Genomic DNA, 17,563 nt, shown 5'->3' on the forward strand with positions numbered 1-17,563 from the left:
GAGCGATGCAGGGCGGTAAAGTCGCACTCACCTAGCCAGGTGCCAAAACGCCAGTTGTATCGCCCAAGATTTCGCAGAGGCATTCAAGCGGCAGCTTCTGGCCGTAAGCGGTCAGCATGCCTTTGAGAGAAGCATTCATATGCTCCCTCAGAGGCAATAAATCGTGGTGCAACAAGCAGGTGGCGCGTCAATTGGACATCACTCCGCGAGCCCCTTCCTGTCGGCAAAATTAGCGCGGGCCAAGGCGGTGAACGCCTTGAGCGCGGCGGACGGGTTGCGGCGGTTCGGATAGTAAAGACACAGGGTATCTCTGGGCGGGGTCCAGTCTTCCAATACTCGCTCGAACTCGCCGGTCTCGATTTCGCGGTACACGTCTTGTTCCATAAAAAAGCCGAGCCCAACGCCTTGCTGCACGACGGTCTTGGCGAGGTTTGCTTCGTCCAGTGTGAGTTGCCCGCTCACATCGACTCTGGCCACATCTCCAGCACGCTCGAAATGCCATGGATAGATCGCGCCATTTGGGAGGCGGACGCGCACGCAGTTGTGAAGAAGGAGATCAGACGGCGAACTGGGCCGGCCGTAAGTATCGAAATACGCTGGCGACCCAACCACTGCATAGCGTTGCGGCTTACCAAGACGAATCGCAATCATGTCACTGGGTACGAGGTTCGCAGACCGCACACCGAGATCGAACCCTTCAGAGACTATGTCAACCAGACGGCCCTCAGTAACAAGGTCGATATGTACTTGTGGGTGACGTCGCAGAAACTCCAGCACTAGCGGAAGAAGAGCTTCACGTGCGGCGCTGGCAAAAGCATTGATACGCAAGACACCCGTAGGACCGGCGCTGTGGGATCGCACGGCTTCCAGCGCGCCGCGTAAATCCTGCAATGCCGGACCCACACGATCCACGTACATCATGCCTGCTTCGGTCAGAGACACGCTGCGTGTCGTGCGATTGAACAGCCGCGTGCCGAGATTCGCTTCCAGTTTGGCAATGGTGTTGCTCAAAGCGGTGGTTGAAATACTGAGTTCGATAGCCGCCTGTCGAAACGAGGCCCTGCGTGCCACGGCCAGCGCAGCTTCGAATTCATTGAGGCCTAGGCGTTGTTCTGACATCGGATTGTCCCGTTTTTCGGGATTCGTCATTAATGTACATCCCGATTGTTGGAATTATGGGTGGCTCGTATCCTTACTGCAAGGTTGCTCCATAACCCCGTTGCTTAACAGACAGGAGATCCGATGATGCACCTACTACTACCTAAAGCCGTCGAGACGTACTTTGAAATCAGTAATGGTGGCGACACCTCGCGTGTTGTGGACTGCTTTTGGACAGATGCCACGGTGATCGACGAGAACCAGACACACCAAGGGGTCAAAGCTATCGAGGCCTGGCAGCGTGACGCAAAGCAAGCCTTTACCTACCGTGTCGAGCCCCTGGAGTCATCAAATGAAGAGGGTCAACTGGTCGTCAAGACTCGTGTTGTCGGTAATTTTCCTGGCAGTCCAGCGGAGCTGGGCCACGTATTTCTGCTGCAGGATGGTCGGATTCGCTCATTGGAGATTAAGTAATGATGAACCTCGACTTGGCAGGTAAGCGGGTCTTGATCACCGGGGGGACCAAAGGGGTCGGAAGAGCCGTAGTTGAACTGTTCCTCGATCAGGGAGCAAAGGTGGTGACCTCGGCACGTCAGGCGACCACCGATATGGCTGACGGCCAGTGCGTTTCGGCTGATCTCATGACCAGAGAAGGATGTGATTTCCTGGTGACAGAGGCAAAACGTCTCTTGGGAACAGTGGACATCCTCATTCATGTTTTGGGCGGCTCGTCAGCCCCCGGGGGAGGGTTTGCTGCGCTAAACGACGAGCAGTGGCAAAGCGAATTCAACTTGAATCTGCTTCCTGCCGTGCGCCTGGATCGGGCCTTGCTCCCCGATATGCTGAATCGAAACGAAGGCGTCATCATCCATGTGACTTCTATCCAGAGCAGACTGCCCCTGCCTGAAGCAACGACTGCTTACGCTGCTGCCAAAGCTGCGCTTTCGACCTACAGCAAAAGCCTATCGAAAGAAGTTTCACCGCAAGGTGTTCGAGTCTTGCGAGTTGCACCGGGGTGGGTCGAAACCGAATCATCCATCGCACTGGCGCAGCGACTGGCGAAAGAGGCGGGTACGGATTACGAAGGGGGTAAACAGATAATCATGGACTCAATCGGTGGCATTCCGATCGGTCGCCCTTCCGCGCCGTCCGAGGTTGCTAACCTTATTGCTTTTCTGGCTTCGCCTCGCGCCGCATCCATCACTGGGACGGAATTTGTCATTGACGGAGGAACAGTGCCGACAGCCTAGTACCGCTGCCTCATAGACGCATCAACGACTGACAAGTGAGACTGACGCGAGGCTGCTTTCGGCCGAAGCGGATAATCGCCAGGGTTCGCTCTGGCCGAAAGCCGATCACACCAGCCAATAGTAATATCGGGTGTTCTATACCCCCCCGGCCCACGGGCCAGCACCTCTTGATGCTGCGGCTGCTAGCGCTTGAACACCTACTCGGTGCCCGAGCTGCTCTCCTCTGTCTCTACCTGCCCGCGCCGCTGCAACCAGCGCATCACCAGCCAGCACAGCGAGGCCCAGGCCGCTCCGGCGGTCCAGCCGGCAAGTACATCCGTCGGCCAATGCACGCCGAGGTAGACACGGCTCATGCCTACCAGCAGGGTGAGCAGTATCGCCAGTATCAGCAGGTAGGCCTTCAGCCTCAGCGCTGGCTGTACACGGATGAGCAGGGCGGCCAGGGTGAGGTAGGTGACGGCAGACATCATCGAGTGGCCGCTGGGGAAGCTCGCGGTGTAGACCATGGCTTCATGTGGCACGAGGTCGGGCCGGGGACGATCGAAGCCCATCTTCATCAGCGTGCTGAGCAGCATGCCGCCGGGCACCGCGACCGAGGCAAAGAGCGCCGCACGATAGTGCCGGGCGAGTAGCAGGTAGCCCAGAGCACCCAGTGTGATCACTACCAGCACGCCGACACCACCGAGCGCGGTAAAGTCTCGCCCCATTTCCTCGACCCAACCCGGGCCGAGCGGATCAGTGTGATCGGCAGGATTGCGCAGGGAGAGCAGCAGGGTCTCATCGATGCTCTGGGTTTCTCCCTCGGTGACAGCATCGGCCAGCTCGATGAACCCCCAGATCCCGCCGGAAAGTACTGAGACACACAGCAGCACTGCCAACTCGTAGCGGCCGAACCGAGCCAGCAGGGAAAGTCCGTGGCGTCTCACATGTTCGATTTTTCTGTAGTGTCTCATTTGCAATTCCCTTGCTTTGATAACGACACGCGACGTCTTCCAGATAACCTAGTGTGGCTGTGTTATTGCAACCTCCCCAATCCACTCACCCTGACCACCTCTCTCGTCACCGCTTCATCCAGCATCCCTCGGCCCGTCTCGACCAGCGTGAGCCAATCGCGTGCGCGGGTGATGCCGGTATAGACCAGCTCGCGGGTGAGGATGGGGTTGGGGGCGTCGGGAAGCAGCAGGGCGGTGTGGGTGAATTCCGAGCCCTGGGATTTGTGTACCGTCATGGCGAACACGGTTTCCACCGCCTGCAGGCGGCTGGGCAGTACCCACTTGATGTCACCGCTGGCGGGGAAGGCGACGCGCAGCAGGGTGCGGCCGGGTGTGTCGGTGGCGCTGCGGGCCTCGGGCACGGCGAGGGTGATGCCGATATCGCCGTTCATCAGCCCCAGGCCGTAGTCGTTGCGGGTGACGAGCACCGGGCGGCCTTCGAACCAGCCTTGTTCCAGCTCCAGGTCGCTGGCCTTGAGCCAGCCGGCGCGGCGCAGGGCGCGGCCGATGCGCGGGTTCAGCCCTTCGATTCCCCAGGGGCCTTTCCTGAGCGCACACAGCAACTGGAAATGGCCATGGGCGGCGAGTACCTGGCGGGCCCAGGAGTCGTAGGGCTGGCGTTCATCGCCTTCGCCAAAGAAGGGCTGGGTGGGCCGCGTTGCCTGGATCACGTCCAGGTAGTGGGCGTAGCCGCGGGGCGGGGCGATGGGCTCGCCACGGCGGTCGTGGCGGCCTTCGCCGCCGTTGGTGAATCCAGCCGGGTTGCCGTTCACCACCAGGCGATCCAGCGCCGGGTCGTCGGCGTCCGCCAGGGCAAGGCGGGCGATGTCGGCGTAGCGTGACTTTCCATCGGTGCCGAAGATCTCGCGTACCGCGCGTTTTTTCTCTTTTTGCCCATGCTCGGGTGCGAGCGGGCGGTTGACCGCTTCGGCGAGCTGGCCGATGCCGCTCTTGGCATCGAAGCGGTGGCTCACTCGCAGCATGGCGATGGCCTGGTCGAGCGGCTGGCCCGCTTCGTCCTGGTACTGTTCGGGAATCGGCGTGCCGATCACGTGTTCCAGCCAGTCGCAGGTGGCCGGGGTGTAGTGGCCGCCTTCGGCGCGCTGGCACAGGTCGCCGAGCACGGCGCCGGCTTCCACCGAGGCAAGCTGGTCCTTGTCGCCGAGCAGGATAAGCCGCGCCCTGGGTGGCAGGGCGGTGAGCACGGCGGCCATCATCTCGATATCCACCATCGAGGCTTCGTCGATCACCAGGGCGTCCAGCACCAGCGGGTTGCCGGCGTGGTGGCGGAAGTGGCGGGTATCCGGTCGCGAACCCAGCAGGCGATGCAAGGTGGTGACCTCGGTGGGAATGCTGTCGCGCAGGGTTGAGATATCCACACCCTGTTGGCCCACGGCGGCGGCCAGTTCCACCAGCGAAAGCCCCTGCACCTGCTTGGCGATGGATTCGCTGAGGCGTGCGGCGGCCTTGCCGGTGGGGGCGGCAAGGCGAATGCGCAGCGGGCGTGGGGCGGTGGCGCCGGCTGGTGCGGTTTTGCCCAGGGCCAGCGCCTGCAGCAGCGCAAGCAGCTTGACCACGGTGGTGGTCTTGCCGGTGCCGGGGCCGCCGGTGATCACCGCGAAGCGCGAGCGGCTGGCCAGCGCACAGGCGGCCTGTTGCCAGTCGAGTTTATGGCTTTGGGGAAACAGTGCGGCCAGCGCCCGGGCCAGGGTGGTGGTGTCGGCTTCTGCCTGGATGGGGGCCTCAGTGGCGGAAGCAATCCGGGCGCCGATCAGGCCGCGAATGTCCTGCTCGTACTGCCAGTAGCGGCGCAGGTAGAGCCGCACGTTGCCGTCGCGTTCGCTGCGTACCAGCGGGGTGTTTCCGGGCTGGGGCGTGTTGCTATCCGCCACCAGGGCGGGGTGGTTCAGGGCAGCTTGCCAGGTGGCAAGATCCAATTCAGCCAGCAGGTCGCTGGGCAGCGGCGGCGGGTCGCTCAGGTCGTCGCCTTCCGGCGGCAGCGAGAGCGCCAGGTCGGGGGCGGCCAGAGTCTGGGCCAGGTCGAGACATACGTGGCCGCGGCCGAGCTGATGGCTGGCGAGTGCGGCGGCGAGCAGCAGCAGGGGAGGGGCGTCGCTTACCTCGCGCTGGAAAAAGCTGGCCAGTGCGCGGTCCAGCGCACGCAGCCAGCCGCGCTCTACCCAGCGGTCGAGCAGGGCGAACAGCGCCTGAGTGTCGTTGAGCGCGGCTTGTACATTGCCCTGCGCGGCTTGAGGCGGTTCCGGCCTGGCGGGCTCGTCTTTTTCAGGTGCGTCGCCAATGCCTGCTGATTCCTCTCCGAGATCGGCGAACAGGTCCGGGGTGGCGTCGTCGTGCTTACTGCGCTTGCTCATGCCCGCGCCTCCGTCGTGTTACGGGTGCCTGCCGCTTGGGTATTGCCCTGGAACAGCGCATCCATCGCTTCGATCAGCTCACGCGGGGGGCGCTCGGCGTGCACGCCGCGGCTCTCCGCATTCGCGCCCCTGAGAAAGACGGTGAGCGAGCCACCGATGTGACGGTCGTAGTCGTAGCCCGGCAGGCGCGCCTTGAGCAGCCGGTGCAGGGCCAGCAGGTAGAGCGCGTACTGCAGGTCGTAGCGTTTCTCGGCCACCGCCTGGCGCATCGCTTCGGGGCTGTAGGCGCTGTCGTCCGGCCCCAGGTGGTTCGATTTCCAGTCGGCCACGTAGTAGCGCCCCTCATGCTCGAACACCAGGTCGATGAAGCCCTTGAGCATGCCGTTGAGGGTGTCGGCATCCAGCGCGGGGCGCGGCAGGCTGGTGCCTGGCCTGTCATCTGGATTGGGGAGTGTGTAAGCACTTACGAGGGCGTCCAGCCGGCGGGTGTCGACCTGGCGTGAGGCGAACCAGAACTCCATCTCCACCTGGTAGCTCGTCAGCGTTTCGAGCGTAAGACTGCCTGCGCCATCGGGCAGCGGCAGCGGGGCGGCGAGCAGGGTGCCGAACCAGGCGTGCAGGGTGTTCAGCCACGGTTGCCAGCCGCGCACCTGGCAGCGCCGGGCCAGGGTCTCCTCGCGCAGGGCCGGGTCGCGGGCCACGCGGGCGAAGCCGTGCTCGCCGGCCCACTCCAGAATGCCGTGGAGAAATGTCCCGGGCCCGGGGCCACGAGGGAACCGATGCAAGGAGGGCAGCGGTTCGCTCTGGCCGCTGTCATGGGGTTCCTCGATCACCTCCAGCGCGGTGGCTTCCATGGCGGTGGCCGGTTCCGGCAGGCTGTCGTTTCGCTTCGCTTCGCTGTCATGCAGGGTAGGGGGTAAGTCAGCCCTTACTGGGGCGCTTACCATTTCTCCCGAGAGACGCAACGCCGAGTAGCTGGCGATCCACCAGTGCTCGCGGGCGGGGCGCGTGGGCGTACGCGCTTCGCCAAGTACATCGTCGCGTTCTGTTTGGGTGACGATCTGGGCGTGGGCCGGCGGCGCCGGGGCGATCTCGATGGCGGCGCAATCGCCCTTCAGGCGCTTGAGTGCTTCACTGAACCCGGTCGGACCGAGCAGGTCGCCATTGGCCAGCAGCTGGCCGATGGCGCTGCCTTCGCCGCCCTTGAGCGGGGCCATGCCGAGCCAGGTGGCGTGGCGCGCCCGGGTCAGCGCCACGTAGAGCTTGCGCAGGTCCTCGCCCAGCCGCTCGCGGTCGACGGTGGCCAGGGTCTCCTCGTCGGCCTCCAGGCTGATGCGCAGACGGCCTTCGGCGTCGTGCCAGCGCAGCGGGGAGTCGTCCTTCTTCGTTGGCCGGTGGCTGCAGATGAAGGGCAGGAACACCAGCGGGTACTCCAGCCCCTTGGACTTGTGAATGGTGATGACCTGCACCAGGTCGGCGTCGCTCTCCAGGCGCAGCTTGTGGGTGTCGCCCTGGCCTTCGGGATGGGCGATGGATTCGGCGAGAAAGCGGATCAGCGCGTGTTCGCCGTCGAGTTCCTGACTGGCGTGCTGCAATAACTCCCCTAAGTGCAGCAGGTCGGTGAGTGCTCTCTCACCGTCGCTGGCAGGCCCCCAGGCAAGCAGCCGCGTGGCGACGTCGAAGTCGTGGATGATCTTGCGCACCAGCGGCAGCACGCCCTGGCGCTGCCACAGCCGGTGGTAGTCGCGGAACTGCAGTACGCGGCTTTCCCAGGCCAGCTCGTCCTCGTTCAAGCGATCCAGCGTGGCGATATCGAGCCCCAGCACGGAAGTGGCCAGGGCGGTACGCAGCAGCCTGTCGTCCTCAGGTTCGGCGCAGGCGCGCAGCCAGGCATCGAGCTGGGTGGCGACCGGCGAGGCGAATACCTTGTCCTTGTCGGAGAGGTAGACGCTCTTCACGCCGCGCCGGGCCAGCGCCTGGCGGATCGCCCGCGCCTCGCCCAGGCCGTTGACCAGCACCGCCATATCGGAGGGCTTGAGCGGCTGCAAGCGCTCGCCTTCCTGGAAGCCTGCTTGGCCGCTTTGCCCCTCGTTGAGCAGTTCTACCATAGTGGAGGCGCAGCGCTCGGCCATCACGCCGTGGTAGGCGGTCTTGGAGAGCGGCTCGTCGCTTTCCAGCTGCCACAGGGTCATGGCCGGCAGCGGCTGGCCCTGGCGGGTGAGTGAGTCCTTGCGCCCTTTGGCGCCAACCGCATTGAAAGGAACGGGGTTCCCCTCGGGGGAATTGAACAGGAAGGCGCCGGGCGGATGCGCCTCGGCGAATTCGAAGCAGCGGTTCACGGCTTCGACCATCTCGCTGCTGGAGCGGAAGTTGGTGCCTAGGGTGACGTGGCGGCCTTGGGTATCGCGGCGGGCGCGCAGGTAGGTATGAATGTCGGCGCCGCGGAAGGCGTAGATCGCCTGCTTGGGATCGCCAATCAGAAATACTCCGCACTCCGGCCGGTTCTCGCGGATGCGGTACACGCAGTCGAAGATGCGGTACTGCACCGGGTCGGTGTCCTGGAACTCATCGACCAGGGCGACCGGAAACTGACGGCGGATCTGTGCGCCCAGTGCCTCGCAGTTGGGGCCGGTGAGCGCCCGGTCGAGATGCGTGAGCAGCTCGTTGGGACCCATCTCGGCACGGCGCTCCTGCTCGCGGTCGAGCCGCGCCCGGCACCAGTGCACGGCGTGGGTGAGCAGATCGGCGTAAGGGTCGGGCAGGGCGTGAAGCTCATCCTGCAGGGCTTCCAGCGCGGCCAGGGCCGGATGATTCGGCGGCTCGCCCTTGAGCCAGATATCGGCCATGCCTTGGGGCGTGAGGCGCTTCCAGGCGGCATCGGTCAGGCCGGGCCAGGTGGCATCCCCTTGGCACCATTCGCGCAGGGCGCCGAGCCAGTTGCTGCGGCTTCGGGCATTGAAGCTCTGGCCCTTGAAAGCCTTCTGCTGGGCGGCTTCCTCGAACAGCACCTCGCATTCGTCCACCCATTGGGTCCAGGGGGCCTTGAGCTGAGCCAGGCGCTCGGCGGTCTCGCGCTGGGCGTTGGCCACCGTTTCGGCCGGGGGCGGCGCGCCCTTGTCGAGCGCTTGCGCTTCGGGCATCAGCCCGCGCACCGCCTGGTGCAACTGCTCGGGGGTGCTCCAGTGGCGCACCACGGTGGCCAGCTCATCGAGGTTGAGCGGGTAGTAGAAGCTGCGCCAGTAGTCGCGCACCACCTCGAGTTCCAGCTCGGTCTGGTCGTTTTCCAGGTTCAGCGAGAACAGGCTGCCGCTGTCGAAGGCGTGCTCGCGCAGCATGCGGTAGCACCAGCTGTGGATGGTGGAGACGGCGGCCTCGTCCATCCATTCGGCGGCGAGCTGCAGGCGCCGGGCGCAGGCGGGCCAGGTGGCGGGAGCGTATTCATTGCGTAATTGAAGAAGTAGGTCGTCGCCCTCGGCCCCTTCCGCTGGCTGCAGAAAAACATTAGCCGCCTCCACCAGCCGCGTACGGATACGCTCGCGCAGCTCCTGGGTGGCGGCATTGGTGAAGGTGACGACGAGGATCTCGGGCGGCGTGAGCGGGCGTTCGAAGGCGGCCTCGTCTTCGGCCGAGCGGGCGCCGAGTACCAGGCGCACGTAGAGCAGGGCGATGGTAAAGGTCTTGCCCGTTCCCGCACTCGCCTCGATCAGACGGCTGCCGTGAAGCGGGAACTCAAGCGGCTTTAATTGAGAGACGTCGCTCATGCCTGGCTCCCCGCTTTCTTCGTTTCCTTCTTCCCGCTCTCTTTCTTGTCGCCCTCTTTCTTGTCGCCTTTCACGGCAAGATGCACCGGGGCGAGCAGGCGTTCGGTGAGTTCGGCGAAGCCGAGCCTGTCCTGGCGGGCTTCATATAGCGCGGTGAAGCTGGGCCAGCGGTGGGCGAGGTAGGCGTTGCGGCCTGCCTCGCCGGCGTTGAAGTCGTCGCCGTTGTAGGCGCTGGCGGCGGCGCGCCAGGCATCGCTGTCGCGCTCGGTGTCGGAGGTGCCCAACTTGCTCAGCCAGACGAAGGCGGTATCGCAGGCGAGCGGCAGCGGCATCTGCATGCCCGCCTGCCAGGTGCGGACGATTTCGCGCAGCTGCAGGCGGGCGGCTTCCGGGTCGAGGGGCGGCAGGGTAACGTGGCCGGCCTTGGAAAGCAGCAGGCTGGTCATGGGCCTGTCGTTCAGGTGCCCGGCCAGGTGCGCGACCCAGTGGCGCAGGATGTGCGACCAGCGATACTTGCCTTTCTTCACCAGGCTACTGCTGGCGAGCACCAGGCGGCAGCGCTCGCCCGATTCGCTCTCGCGCAGCTCGTCGAGCCAGTCTTCCAACGACGGGGCGCCGGGTACGTTGAGCTGCACCGGCTCGGGCTCCTCGATGGCCCGGGGCCACGCTTCCAGGGCTTCCTCGTAGGCTTCGAACAGTGCATCCATCGGTTCGATGAGCTGTTCGCGCATGCGCTCGCCGAAGGCGCCCATGGCAAGCACGCCTTGGCCCTGGAGGCGGTCGAGGGTGTCGAGCATGGCGGGCAGGCGCTCGCGGCCTTCATCCAAGGCGCGGCGCTGCTCGCGGATCAGCAGGTCCTGCAGCTGCCAGTTGCCGAGGCCGTCCAGGGCGAAGGGCTCGTGGTCGAGGCTGACGATGTCCTCGCGTTCCAGAAACACCTTGAGCCGGGTGGTGAAGAAGGCCTTGGCTGGGTCGCGCAGGAAGTTGGCCAGTTGAGCCAGGGTCAGCGGCGCGTCCTGTTTATATGCCTCCAGGTCGAGGGGCGCGGCTTCAGCCTGGGTTGCCTCGCCATGCACGTCGCGCCACTCATGGGCGTAGGTGAACAGCCGCCGGGCCGAGACGTCGCGCTCGGCCTGCTGTGCCTCGCTGGGGAAGTAGGTGCGGCTGAACGGCTGCAGCGGGTGTTCGGTGGTCAAGGACTCGAGCAGGTCGCTGCCGTCGCTTTCGCCCTTGTCGGAAAGGCGCCAGCCGGCCTGTAGGTGATCGCGCAGCTGACCGACCAGCACCGAGGGCGGCTTCTCGCCGTTGTCGACGATGCTGCGACCCACCCAGCTCACGTAGAGCTGCTCGCGGGCGGAGAGCAGCGCTTCCAGGAACAGGTAGCGGTCGTCCTCGCGGCGGGAGCGATCGCCGGGGCGGTAGTCGCCGTTCATCAGATCGAAGTCCATCGGCGGGTGACTGCGCGGGTAGTCGCCGTCGTTCATGCCCAGCAGGCACACCCGCTTGAAGGGGATGGCGCGCATCGGCATCAGGGTGGCGAAGTTCACCGCCCCGGCCAGGAAGCGCTGCGACAGGCTCGGCTCGTCGATCTGGGTGAGCCAGTATTCGCGCACCACGGAAAGCGGAAGGTCGCGGGTCAGCCCGGCCGCCTCGGCGCTCTCCTGCCACGCCTGCAGCGTCTGTTCGAGCTGGGCCAGCATCAGGCTGTCTTCGGGGGCGTCGGCGAGAAAGCTCGCTTCCAGCAGGGCACGCAGGCGCTGCACCCAGCCGCTCACGTCGGTGGGCTCACGCAGGCTGCGCCACTGCTGCTCCAGGGTTTCCAGCAGCGCGGCGAGGGGGCCGGCCAGTGCCGCTTCCAGGCCGCCGATGTCGTCGAAGGGTTCGATGCCCTGCCACGGGCCGCTGGCGGCCTCGCCCACGGCGTAGCCCAGCAGTAGCCGGCGCAGGCCGAAGGCCCAGGTGTTCTGTTCCATGCCCTGTGGCAGGTCGAGGCTGCCGCGCTGGCCGGCGTTGAGCCCCCAGCGGATACCGGCGCCTTCGATCCAGCGGCGCAGGGTGGGTACGTCGTCTTCCTCGATGCCGAAGCGTGCGCGCAGGGCGGGCACGTCGATCATGTCGAGCAGGTCGCTCACCGAGAGGCGCAGCTCCGGCAGGCGCAGCAGTTTCTCCAGCGCGATCAGCAGCGGCAGGCGGTGGCGGCTGCCCTGGTCGGAGAGCGTGAAGGGAATGTAGCGCGGGTCGTCGCGTTCCAACTGGCCCCTCGCATATTGACCGAAGACCGCCTGCACGTGGGGCGCGTAGTGGTCGATGTCCGGCACCATCACGATGATGTCGCGGGGCCTGAGGCCGGGGTCGGCGCTGAAGGCGGCGAGCAACTGGTCGTGGAGGATCTCCACTTCGCGCTGGGGGCTGTGGGCGGCGTGGAAGACGATGGAGTCGTCGCGGCTCGGGTCCACCGCCGGCCAGGTCTCGCGGGTCTCGTGCAGCGGGCGCAGCTCGCGGATGTCGTCCTGCAATTGCTGCAGCAGCCGGCCGTTCCCCTCGCGCACGAAGGGCTCGAACAGGTCGATGCGCAGCGAGTCGGCGGCGAACAGGCGCTCGTACTGCTGGGCATCGTCGTGCTCGTCGAGCAGGCGCAGGTAGTCGCGGCCCTGCTTGCCCCAGGCGGCCAGCAGCGGTTGGGCGTGCAGGTGAAGGCTCTGCGCTCCGTCATCGCTGCCAACGCCGAGCACGTCGAGCTGCGCCGGCATGCCCTCCTTGCGCCGTTGGCGGTAGCGCTGGGCGCGGAGCAGGTCCTTGTGCTCGATGATGTCGGCCCAGTAGTGCTGGCAGGGGTTGTGCACGCACAGCACCACCTGGCAGCAGCGGGCGATGGCGGCCAGCGCTTCCAGCGACTGCTGGGGCAGCGAGGAGATGCCGAACACCATCACCCGCCTTGGAAGACCAACGGGGCGATTATCGCCATCGAGCTGGCGCGACGCCTCGAGGAAACGCCGGTGCACCATGGCGCGGCTGGAGGCCACGCCGTCGTCGCCCACGTCTTCGGCAACGCTGTGCACCACGGCTCGCCACAGGGCCGGCTGCCAGCGTTGGGTGTCGTCGATGGGGCGCGCCTCGCCGCGGGCGGAGATCAGCACGTCCTCGCCGCGGGCCCAGGCGTCGAGCCAGTCGGCGCGGTAGACCTGATACTGGTCGAACAGGTCGGCCAGGCGCTCGGCGAGCTGATGGTGCTTGCGCAGGTCGCTGTCGCCTTCGAGGAAACGGCGCAGCGGGGCGAATTCGTCCCGCGGCATCAGCTCGGGCAGCAGGCGCAGCAGCCGCCAGATCAGGTGCGACTTGTCGAAGGGCGAGGTGGCCGGCACCGCGTTGGGGTCGCCTTCCACATGGTTGAGCACGGCGCGGTAGGCCTGCCACAGGAAGCGCGCCGGCAGGGTGACGTCCAGCGCGGCGGCGATGCCGCTGCCGCCATCGGCCTCGTCGGCGGCCAGCGCCAGCTTCATCCACTGGCCGATGCCGTTGCTCTGCACCAGGATCGTCTCGTTCTCCAGCGGTGCGAGCGGGTGGCGTTTCATCCACTCCACCGCCACGCCGCGCAGGTCCTCCAGGCGGTTGCCATGAACGACCATGAAGCCGGGGGTGAGGGGCGTAGCGGCGAACGGCATGGCGGGTCCTTGCTGCATACATGAACTCAACCATGTTGCCATAAATACAGCTTTGCAGTTTTACGGGTTTACGCTTTTACGGTCATGCGCTTCCAAGCCGAGACGCCTATACGGATCGGCGCTTGTCTGGCCGAAAACTCTGAGGCATGGTCTGGAGATCGTGCATTGCACTTCTTCATTAGGGGCGGCCATGGCCTACGATCTCAGCGAACGCCTGGTAATCGGGCTGGCGTCCAGCGCCCTGTTCGATCTGGCGGAGTCCGACCGGGTCTTCCGCGAGCAGGGGGAGGCGTCCTATCGCATCTACCAGCGCGATAACGAGAACAAACCGTTAAGCACCGGCGTTGCCTTCCCGTTCATCAAGCGCCTGCTTTCATTGAATGAACTCAGTCCGGACAATCCGCCCATCGAGGTGGTGCTGCTCTCGCGCAACGACCCGGAAACCGGGCTGCGTGTCATGAAATCCATCGAGCACCATGAACTGGGCATCACGCGGGCGATCTTCCTGCAGGGGCGCTACCCCCACCGCTTCATTCCGGCGTTGAACATCAGCCTTTTCCTGTCGGCCAATCGCCAGGATGTCGATCAGGCGATATTGGCGGGGCACCCGGCGGGGCAGGTGCTGTCTTCGGGCGATCTCGACCTCACCGACGAGGAGGAGCTGCGCATCGCCTTCGACTTCGATGGCGTGCTGGTCACCGACGAATCCGAGACCATCTACCAGCAGCAGGGGATCGAGGCGTTTCGTGAATACGAACGGGCCAATGCCCAGGTACCGTCCGAGGCGGGCCTGCTGGCCGTATTCCTGCGCAAGCTGGCCCACATCCAGATGCTGGAGAAGCAGCGCGAAGAGGAAACCCAGGGCGCCTATCGCCCCAAGGTCAGGGTTTCCATCGTGACGGCCCGCAACGCGCCGGCCCACGAGCGGGTCATCCATACCATGCGTAGCTGGGGCGTGACCGTCAACGAAGCCTACTTCCTCGGCGGCATCGCCAAGGAGCATGTTCTCGGCATCATCAAGCCGCATATCTTTTTCGACGACCAGGCGTCCCACCTCTCGGCCACCAGCGATATCCTGCCGTCGGTGCATGTGCCGTTCGGGCAGCTCAACCAGGGCCTCGTTTCCGGAGAGAAAGAGGCGTCCCGGCCTGTCCATCTCCTGCCTGAAGAGAATTCGCCACGAGACTAGCAATCGTCCAGAACTGACAAAGGGGGCGCTTGGCCCCCTTCTCCATGTGCAGACTGAAATCTGCTGTGACCTGCACATGGCTTTACGCTATGGCGAGCTATCAACGCGGACGGTAGTGGAACTCCTGCCGCGAGATCAGCCCATCATGGTTGCGATCCATGAACAGGAAGATTTCCGGTAGCGTTCCCGCTTGGGCTTCCTCCCGTGAGATATAGCCATCGCCATCAAGATCCAGGCGTTCGAAGCTGTTCTGGCCGGTTGCATTGGAGGATGCGAGGAGCGGCGGAACCGGCTCCTCTGCGCCCCTTTCGGCAAGAGCTGCACTCGAGGCAAGAGCAAGTACAAGAAATAGTGAGATTTTCTGAATTTTCATCGTGTGTTTTCCTTCAATGAAACAGGTGTGAAATTCTTCAAGTCGGCGGGTGCTACTCTTCACGCCGTAGCACCATGCCGGCGTGATAGAGCACGTCGTCGATGAACTCACCGTCGGCAGTGAAGCCCGTATCGTCCCAGTACTCGATGGTGTTGCCGGTTACTTGGTAACGGCCTTGATAAGCGCTTTCACGCTTGCCGCGGGCTTCGTCGTAGCGGTTGTTCGGCAAGAGTTCGTGGCGTATGTGGCCGTCGTCGGTGACCCACATTCCGACGTAGGGGTGGTCTGCCATGGGGAGGTCTCCTTGGAGGTTTTCCGCCTGTGCGCCGATGCTGTGCATCAAGACAGTGGCGAGGACGGCGCACAGTAGCGCTCTAGGTTGAGGGCCGGGGCTGGTCGACATCATCGATCACTCGATAGCACTGGAGCGTCGTTCCGAGAACAGCTCGGAAAGCACTTGCGAGGCGGCAATGGCACGCGGAAACCCGGCCGGTACGGTGATCATGTAAACGATCTCCTTCAACTCATCTTCCGAAGCGCCGACATTGAGGGCGTAGCCGGCATGGACGCGCATGAGGCCGGTTTCTCCCAGAGCCGCCATGGCGGCGACGGCAGCGAGCTGTCGTGTGCGATCGTCGAGTACATCCCGTCCCCAGACATCACCCAGGGCGTATGCTTCCGTCGCTTCAGCGAGGAAGGGAAACTCTTCGCGCATGGCCTCTAGGTTTGGCTGCGCTTCGCCGTTGTTGAGATGACGGATCATCTCGGCGCCTCGTGCGCTGCGCGCTTCAGTCGTTGTCGCCTGAGCCGTGAAGGGCAGGACCGTCATGGCGACGAGGGTGAGGCTGGCGAGCATGGACTTGCGCGGTGTGGAAAATGAGAGCATTGGATTTTCCTCGAAGCGGTCGGGCTCATGCCGGGCTGGCGGTGGGGCGAACCACGATCTCGCTGGTATCCACGTCGTCGGGCTGGGCGATGACATGGGCGATGGCCGCGGCAATGGCGTCGGGCTTGAGTGCGATCTGGCGGAAGCTCGCCATCGCTTCCGCGGCACTGGCATCGGTGATGGTGTTGGCCAGCTCCGACTCCACCACGCCGGGATAGACGCAGGTCACGCGGAGCGTGTCGTTCTCCTGGCGCAGCCCGTCGGAAATGGCGCGCACGGCGTATTTGGTCGCGCAGTAGACGGCGCCTGTGGGCACCACATAGAGGCCGCCGATGGAGGAGATGTTGATCACCTGCCCGCTACCCTGGGATTGCATGGTGGGCAACACGGCGGCAATGCCGTGCAGCACGCCGCGGATGTTGACGTCGATCATGCGGTCCCACTCGTCGATCTTGAGCGAGGCTAGGGGCGAGAGCGGCATGACGCCGGCATTGTTGATGATGACGTCGATACGGCCGTGAAGCTCCAGCGCGGTATCGGCGAAGGCTTGCACGTCTTCGCGCTGGGTGACGTCCAGCGCGCGGTAGTCCGCGCTGCCGCCTTCGGCGCGAATGGCTTGGGCCAGGGTTTCCAGCCTGTCGGTGCGGCGAGCACCAACGACCAGTCGATGGCCGTGACTTGCCAGTAACCGTGCGGTGGCTTCGCCAATGCCGCTGCTGGCGCCGGTGAGAAGAATCACTTTGCTCATGGGATAGGCTCCGTATGAGTGGCTTGGGGCGACACTCTCGCAGGGCTCGGACAATCGATCGTTGAGCCAGAAAACGAGTAAGAGCGTCGTTGTGACAAGCCTACGGAGGCGGCGGGAATGTCGACAGATCAATTCCTATCGATATATTGCCTAATCCTATTGGTGGGGCTTTCCTTGAGATGTCATATGTTGGATATTGTTGCCTAAAGATGAATCCATCAGGAAGTGAAAGAGGGGGCTGTGCGATGACATCAAGGCCTGTCAGCCTTCCCCATGAACGGATGGTCGAGCAGCTGTATCGGCTCGCGCCGCATGAGGGCTACACCCAATCCTTGCTGGATGGGGTGCGCTTCCTGCGTTCGAATCGCCCACTGAAGCTCACGCCGGTGCTGTACGAGCCGAGCATCGTCATCGTGTGCCAGGGGCGCAAGCGAGGCTACCTGGGCGGCGAGGTCTATCTCTACGATGCTCTGCACTATCTGGTGCTGTCGGTGCCGCTTCCCTTTTCCTCTGAAACCGAGGCAAGCCCCGAGGAACCTCTGCTGGCCATGTCGATTCGCTTGGACATGGCCGTGGTGGCGGAGCTGGTCTTCCTGCTGGACCAGACGGATTCACGTTCGGCGGCACCGCCGCGGGGCATGCTCTCCACACCGCTCGGTGCGCCTATGGCGGATGCCACTCTCAGGCTGCTCGAGGCGTTGACTTCACCTCTCGAGGCGCAGGTGCTGGCGCCCGATATCGTGCGGGAGATCTACTACCGCGTACTGGTCGGCGAACAGGGCGGAAGCGTGCGCGCGGCGCTGGCTCATCAGGGCCAGTTCGGCAGGATTGCCAAGGCGCTGCAGCGTATCCACGCGGATTATGCCGAGCCCCTGGAGGTGGGGCGCCTGGCCAGCGAGGTCGGCATGAGTACCGCGGTGTTCCATGTGCACTTCAAGGCGGTGACGCAGACGTCGCCTCTTCAATACATCAAGTCGACGCGGCTGCATCAGGCCCGGATCATGATGATCCGTGATGGCCTGCCCGCCGCGTCAGCCGCCGCCAGGGTGGGCTACGAGAGCCCTTCGCAGTTCAGCCGCGAGTTCAAGCGCTTCTTCGGCCGGCCTCCCGGTGAAGAGGTGCGTGAAATGAAAGCCACGCTGGCCTTGCTGCCCCCGACACAGGTGGAAGGGCTGGCGCTGACGCATTGAGCGGTTCAGCGACAGGTGTAGGATGGGAGGCCTCACCGACTG

Annotated in this window: 13 protein-coding genes; 4 read left to right on the top strand and 9 right to left on the bottom strand. The window is 64.5% G+C overall.

What is annotated here, in order from left to right:
* Nucleotides 1-198 precede the first annotated feature (198 nt).
* Complete coding sequence (locus SPH52_RS15115; protein WP_411795865.1) at nt 199-1,149, bottom strand: LysR substrate-binding domain-containing protein; 951 nt, start codon at nt 1,147-1,149, stop codon at nt 199-201.
* A 93-nt stretch (nt 1,150-1,242) separates the two neighbouring features.
* On the opposite strand from SPH52_RS15115, the gene SPH52_RS15120 reads away from it, so the two are divergent.
* Together SPH52_RS15120 and SPH52_RS15125 are read left to right on the top strand one after the other, a co-directional pair.
* The gene (locus SPH52_RS15120; protein ID WP_411795866.1) at nt 1,243-1,572 is read left to right on the top strand and encodes a nuclear transport factor 2 family protein; all 330 of its coding nucleotides are present in this window, start codon (nt 1,243-1,245) and stop codon (nt 1,570-1,572) included.
* A complete protein-coding gene (locus SPH52_RS15125; protein WP_411795867.1) occupies nt 1,572-2,348 on the top strand; it encodes an SDR family oxidoreductase in 777 nt (258 codons plus the stop codon). The genes SPH52_RS15120 and SPH52_RS15125 overlap by 1 nt, the downstream gene beginning before the upstream one ends.
* Before the next feature lie 197 nt (nt 2,349-2,545).
* Here the strand turns inward: SPH52_RS15125 and SPH52_RS15130 are convergent, their stop codons facing one another.
* From SPH52_RS15130 to recC, 4 genes are all read right to left on the bottom strand, one after another.
* Nucleotides 2,546-3,301 (bottom strand): phosphatase PAP2 family protein, encoded by a 756-nt coding sequence (locus tag SPH52_RS15130; protein ID WP_411795868.1) that lies wholly within the window; start codon nt 3,299-3,301, stop codon nt 2,546-2,548.
* 62 nt (nt 3,302-3,363) lie between these two features.
* A complete protein-coding gene (gene recD / locus SPH52_RS15135) occupies nt 3,364-5,712 on the bottom strand; it encodes an exodeoxyribonuclease V subunit alpha (protein ID WP_411795869.1) in 2,349 nt (782 codons plus the stop codon).
* The gene (gene recB / locus SPH52_RS15140; RefSeq protein ID WP_411795870.1) at nt 5,709-9,473 is read right to left on the bottom strand and encodes an exodeoxyribonuclease V subunit beta; all 3,765 of its coding nucleotides are present in this window, start codon (nt 9,471-9,473) and stop codon (nt 5,709-5,711) included. The genes recD and recB overlap by 4 nt, the downstream gene beginning before the upstream one ends.
* Complete coding sequence (gene recC / locus SPH52_RS15145; RefSeq protein WP_411795871.1) at nt 9,470-13,153, bottom strand: exodeoxyribonuclease V subunit gamma; 3,684 nt, start codon at nt 13,151-13,153, stop codon at nt 9,470-9,472. Before recC ends, recB begins: the two co-directional genes overlap by 4 nt.
* Nucleotides 13,154-13,325: 172 nt before the next feature.
* Between recC and SPH52_RS15150 the strand changes: the two genes are divergently transcribed.
* Nucleotides 13,326-14,324, top strand: a complete 999-nt coding sequence (locus SPH52_RS15150) for a 5'-nucleotidase (protein ID WP_411795872.1) — start codon at nt 13,326-13,328, stop codon at nt 14,322-14,324.
* A gap of 100 nt (nt 14,325-14,424) precedes the next feature.
* Here SPH52_RS15150 and SPH52_RS15155 read toward each other — a convergent pair whose 3' ends face one another.
* From SPH52_RS15155 to SPH52_RS15170, 4 genes are all read right to left on the bottom strand, one after another.
* On the bottom strand, nt 14,425-14,697 hold the full coding sequence (locus tag SPH52_RS15155) for a hypothetical protein (RefSeq protein WP_411795873.1): 273 nt from the start codon (nt 14,695-14,697) through the stop codon (nt 14,425-14,427).
* 52 nt (nt 14,698-14,749) lie between these two features.
* Complete coding sequence (locus SPH52_RS15160) at nt 14,750-14,989, bottom strand: Atu4866 domain-containing protein (RefSeq protein ID WP_411795874.1); 240 nt, start codon at nt 14,987-14,989, stop codon at nt 14,750-14,752.
* A gap of 117 nt (nt 14,990-15,106) precedes the next feature.
* Entirely contained in the window at nt 15,107-15,583 is a 477-nt protein-coding gene (locus SPH52_RS15165; protein WP_411795875.1) for a carboxymuconolactone decarboxylase family protein, read from the bottom strand.
* A 25-nt stretch (nt 15,584-15,608) separates the two neighbouring features.
* The gene (locus SPH52_RS15170; RefSeq protein ID WP_411795876.1) at nt 15,609-16,331 is read right to left on the bottom strand and encodes an SDR family oxidoreductase; all 723 of its coding nucleotides are present in this window, start codon (nt 16,329-16,331) and stop codon (nt 15,609-15,611) included.
* 245 nt (nt 16,332-16,576) lie between these two features.
* Between SPH52_RS15170 and SPH52_RS15175 the strand changes: the two genes are divergently transcribed.
* The gene (locus SPH52_RS15175; RefSeq protein ID WP_411795877.1) at nt 16,577-17,521 is read left to right on the top strand and encodes an AraC family transcriptional regulator N-terminal domain-containing protein; all 945 of its coding nucleotides are present in this window, start codon (nt 16,577-16,579) and stop codon (nt 17,519-17,521) included.
* Nucleotides 17,522-17,563: the final 42 nt, after the last annotated feature.

Source organism: Halomonas sp. A29 (genome assembly GCF_046723295.1).
In the GTDB taxonomy this organism is placed as follows: Bacteria; Pseudomonadota; Gammaproteobacteria; order Pseudomonadales; family Halomonadaceae; genus Halomonas.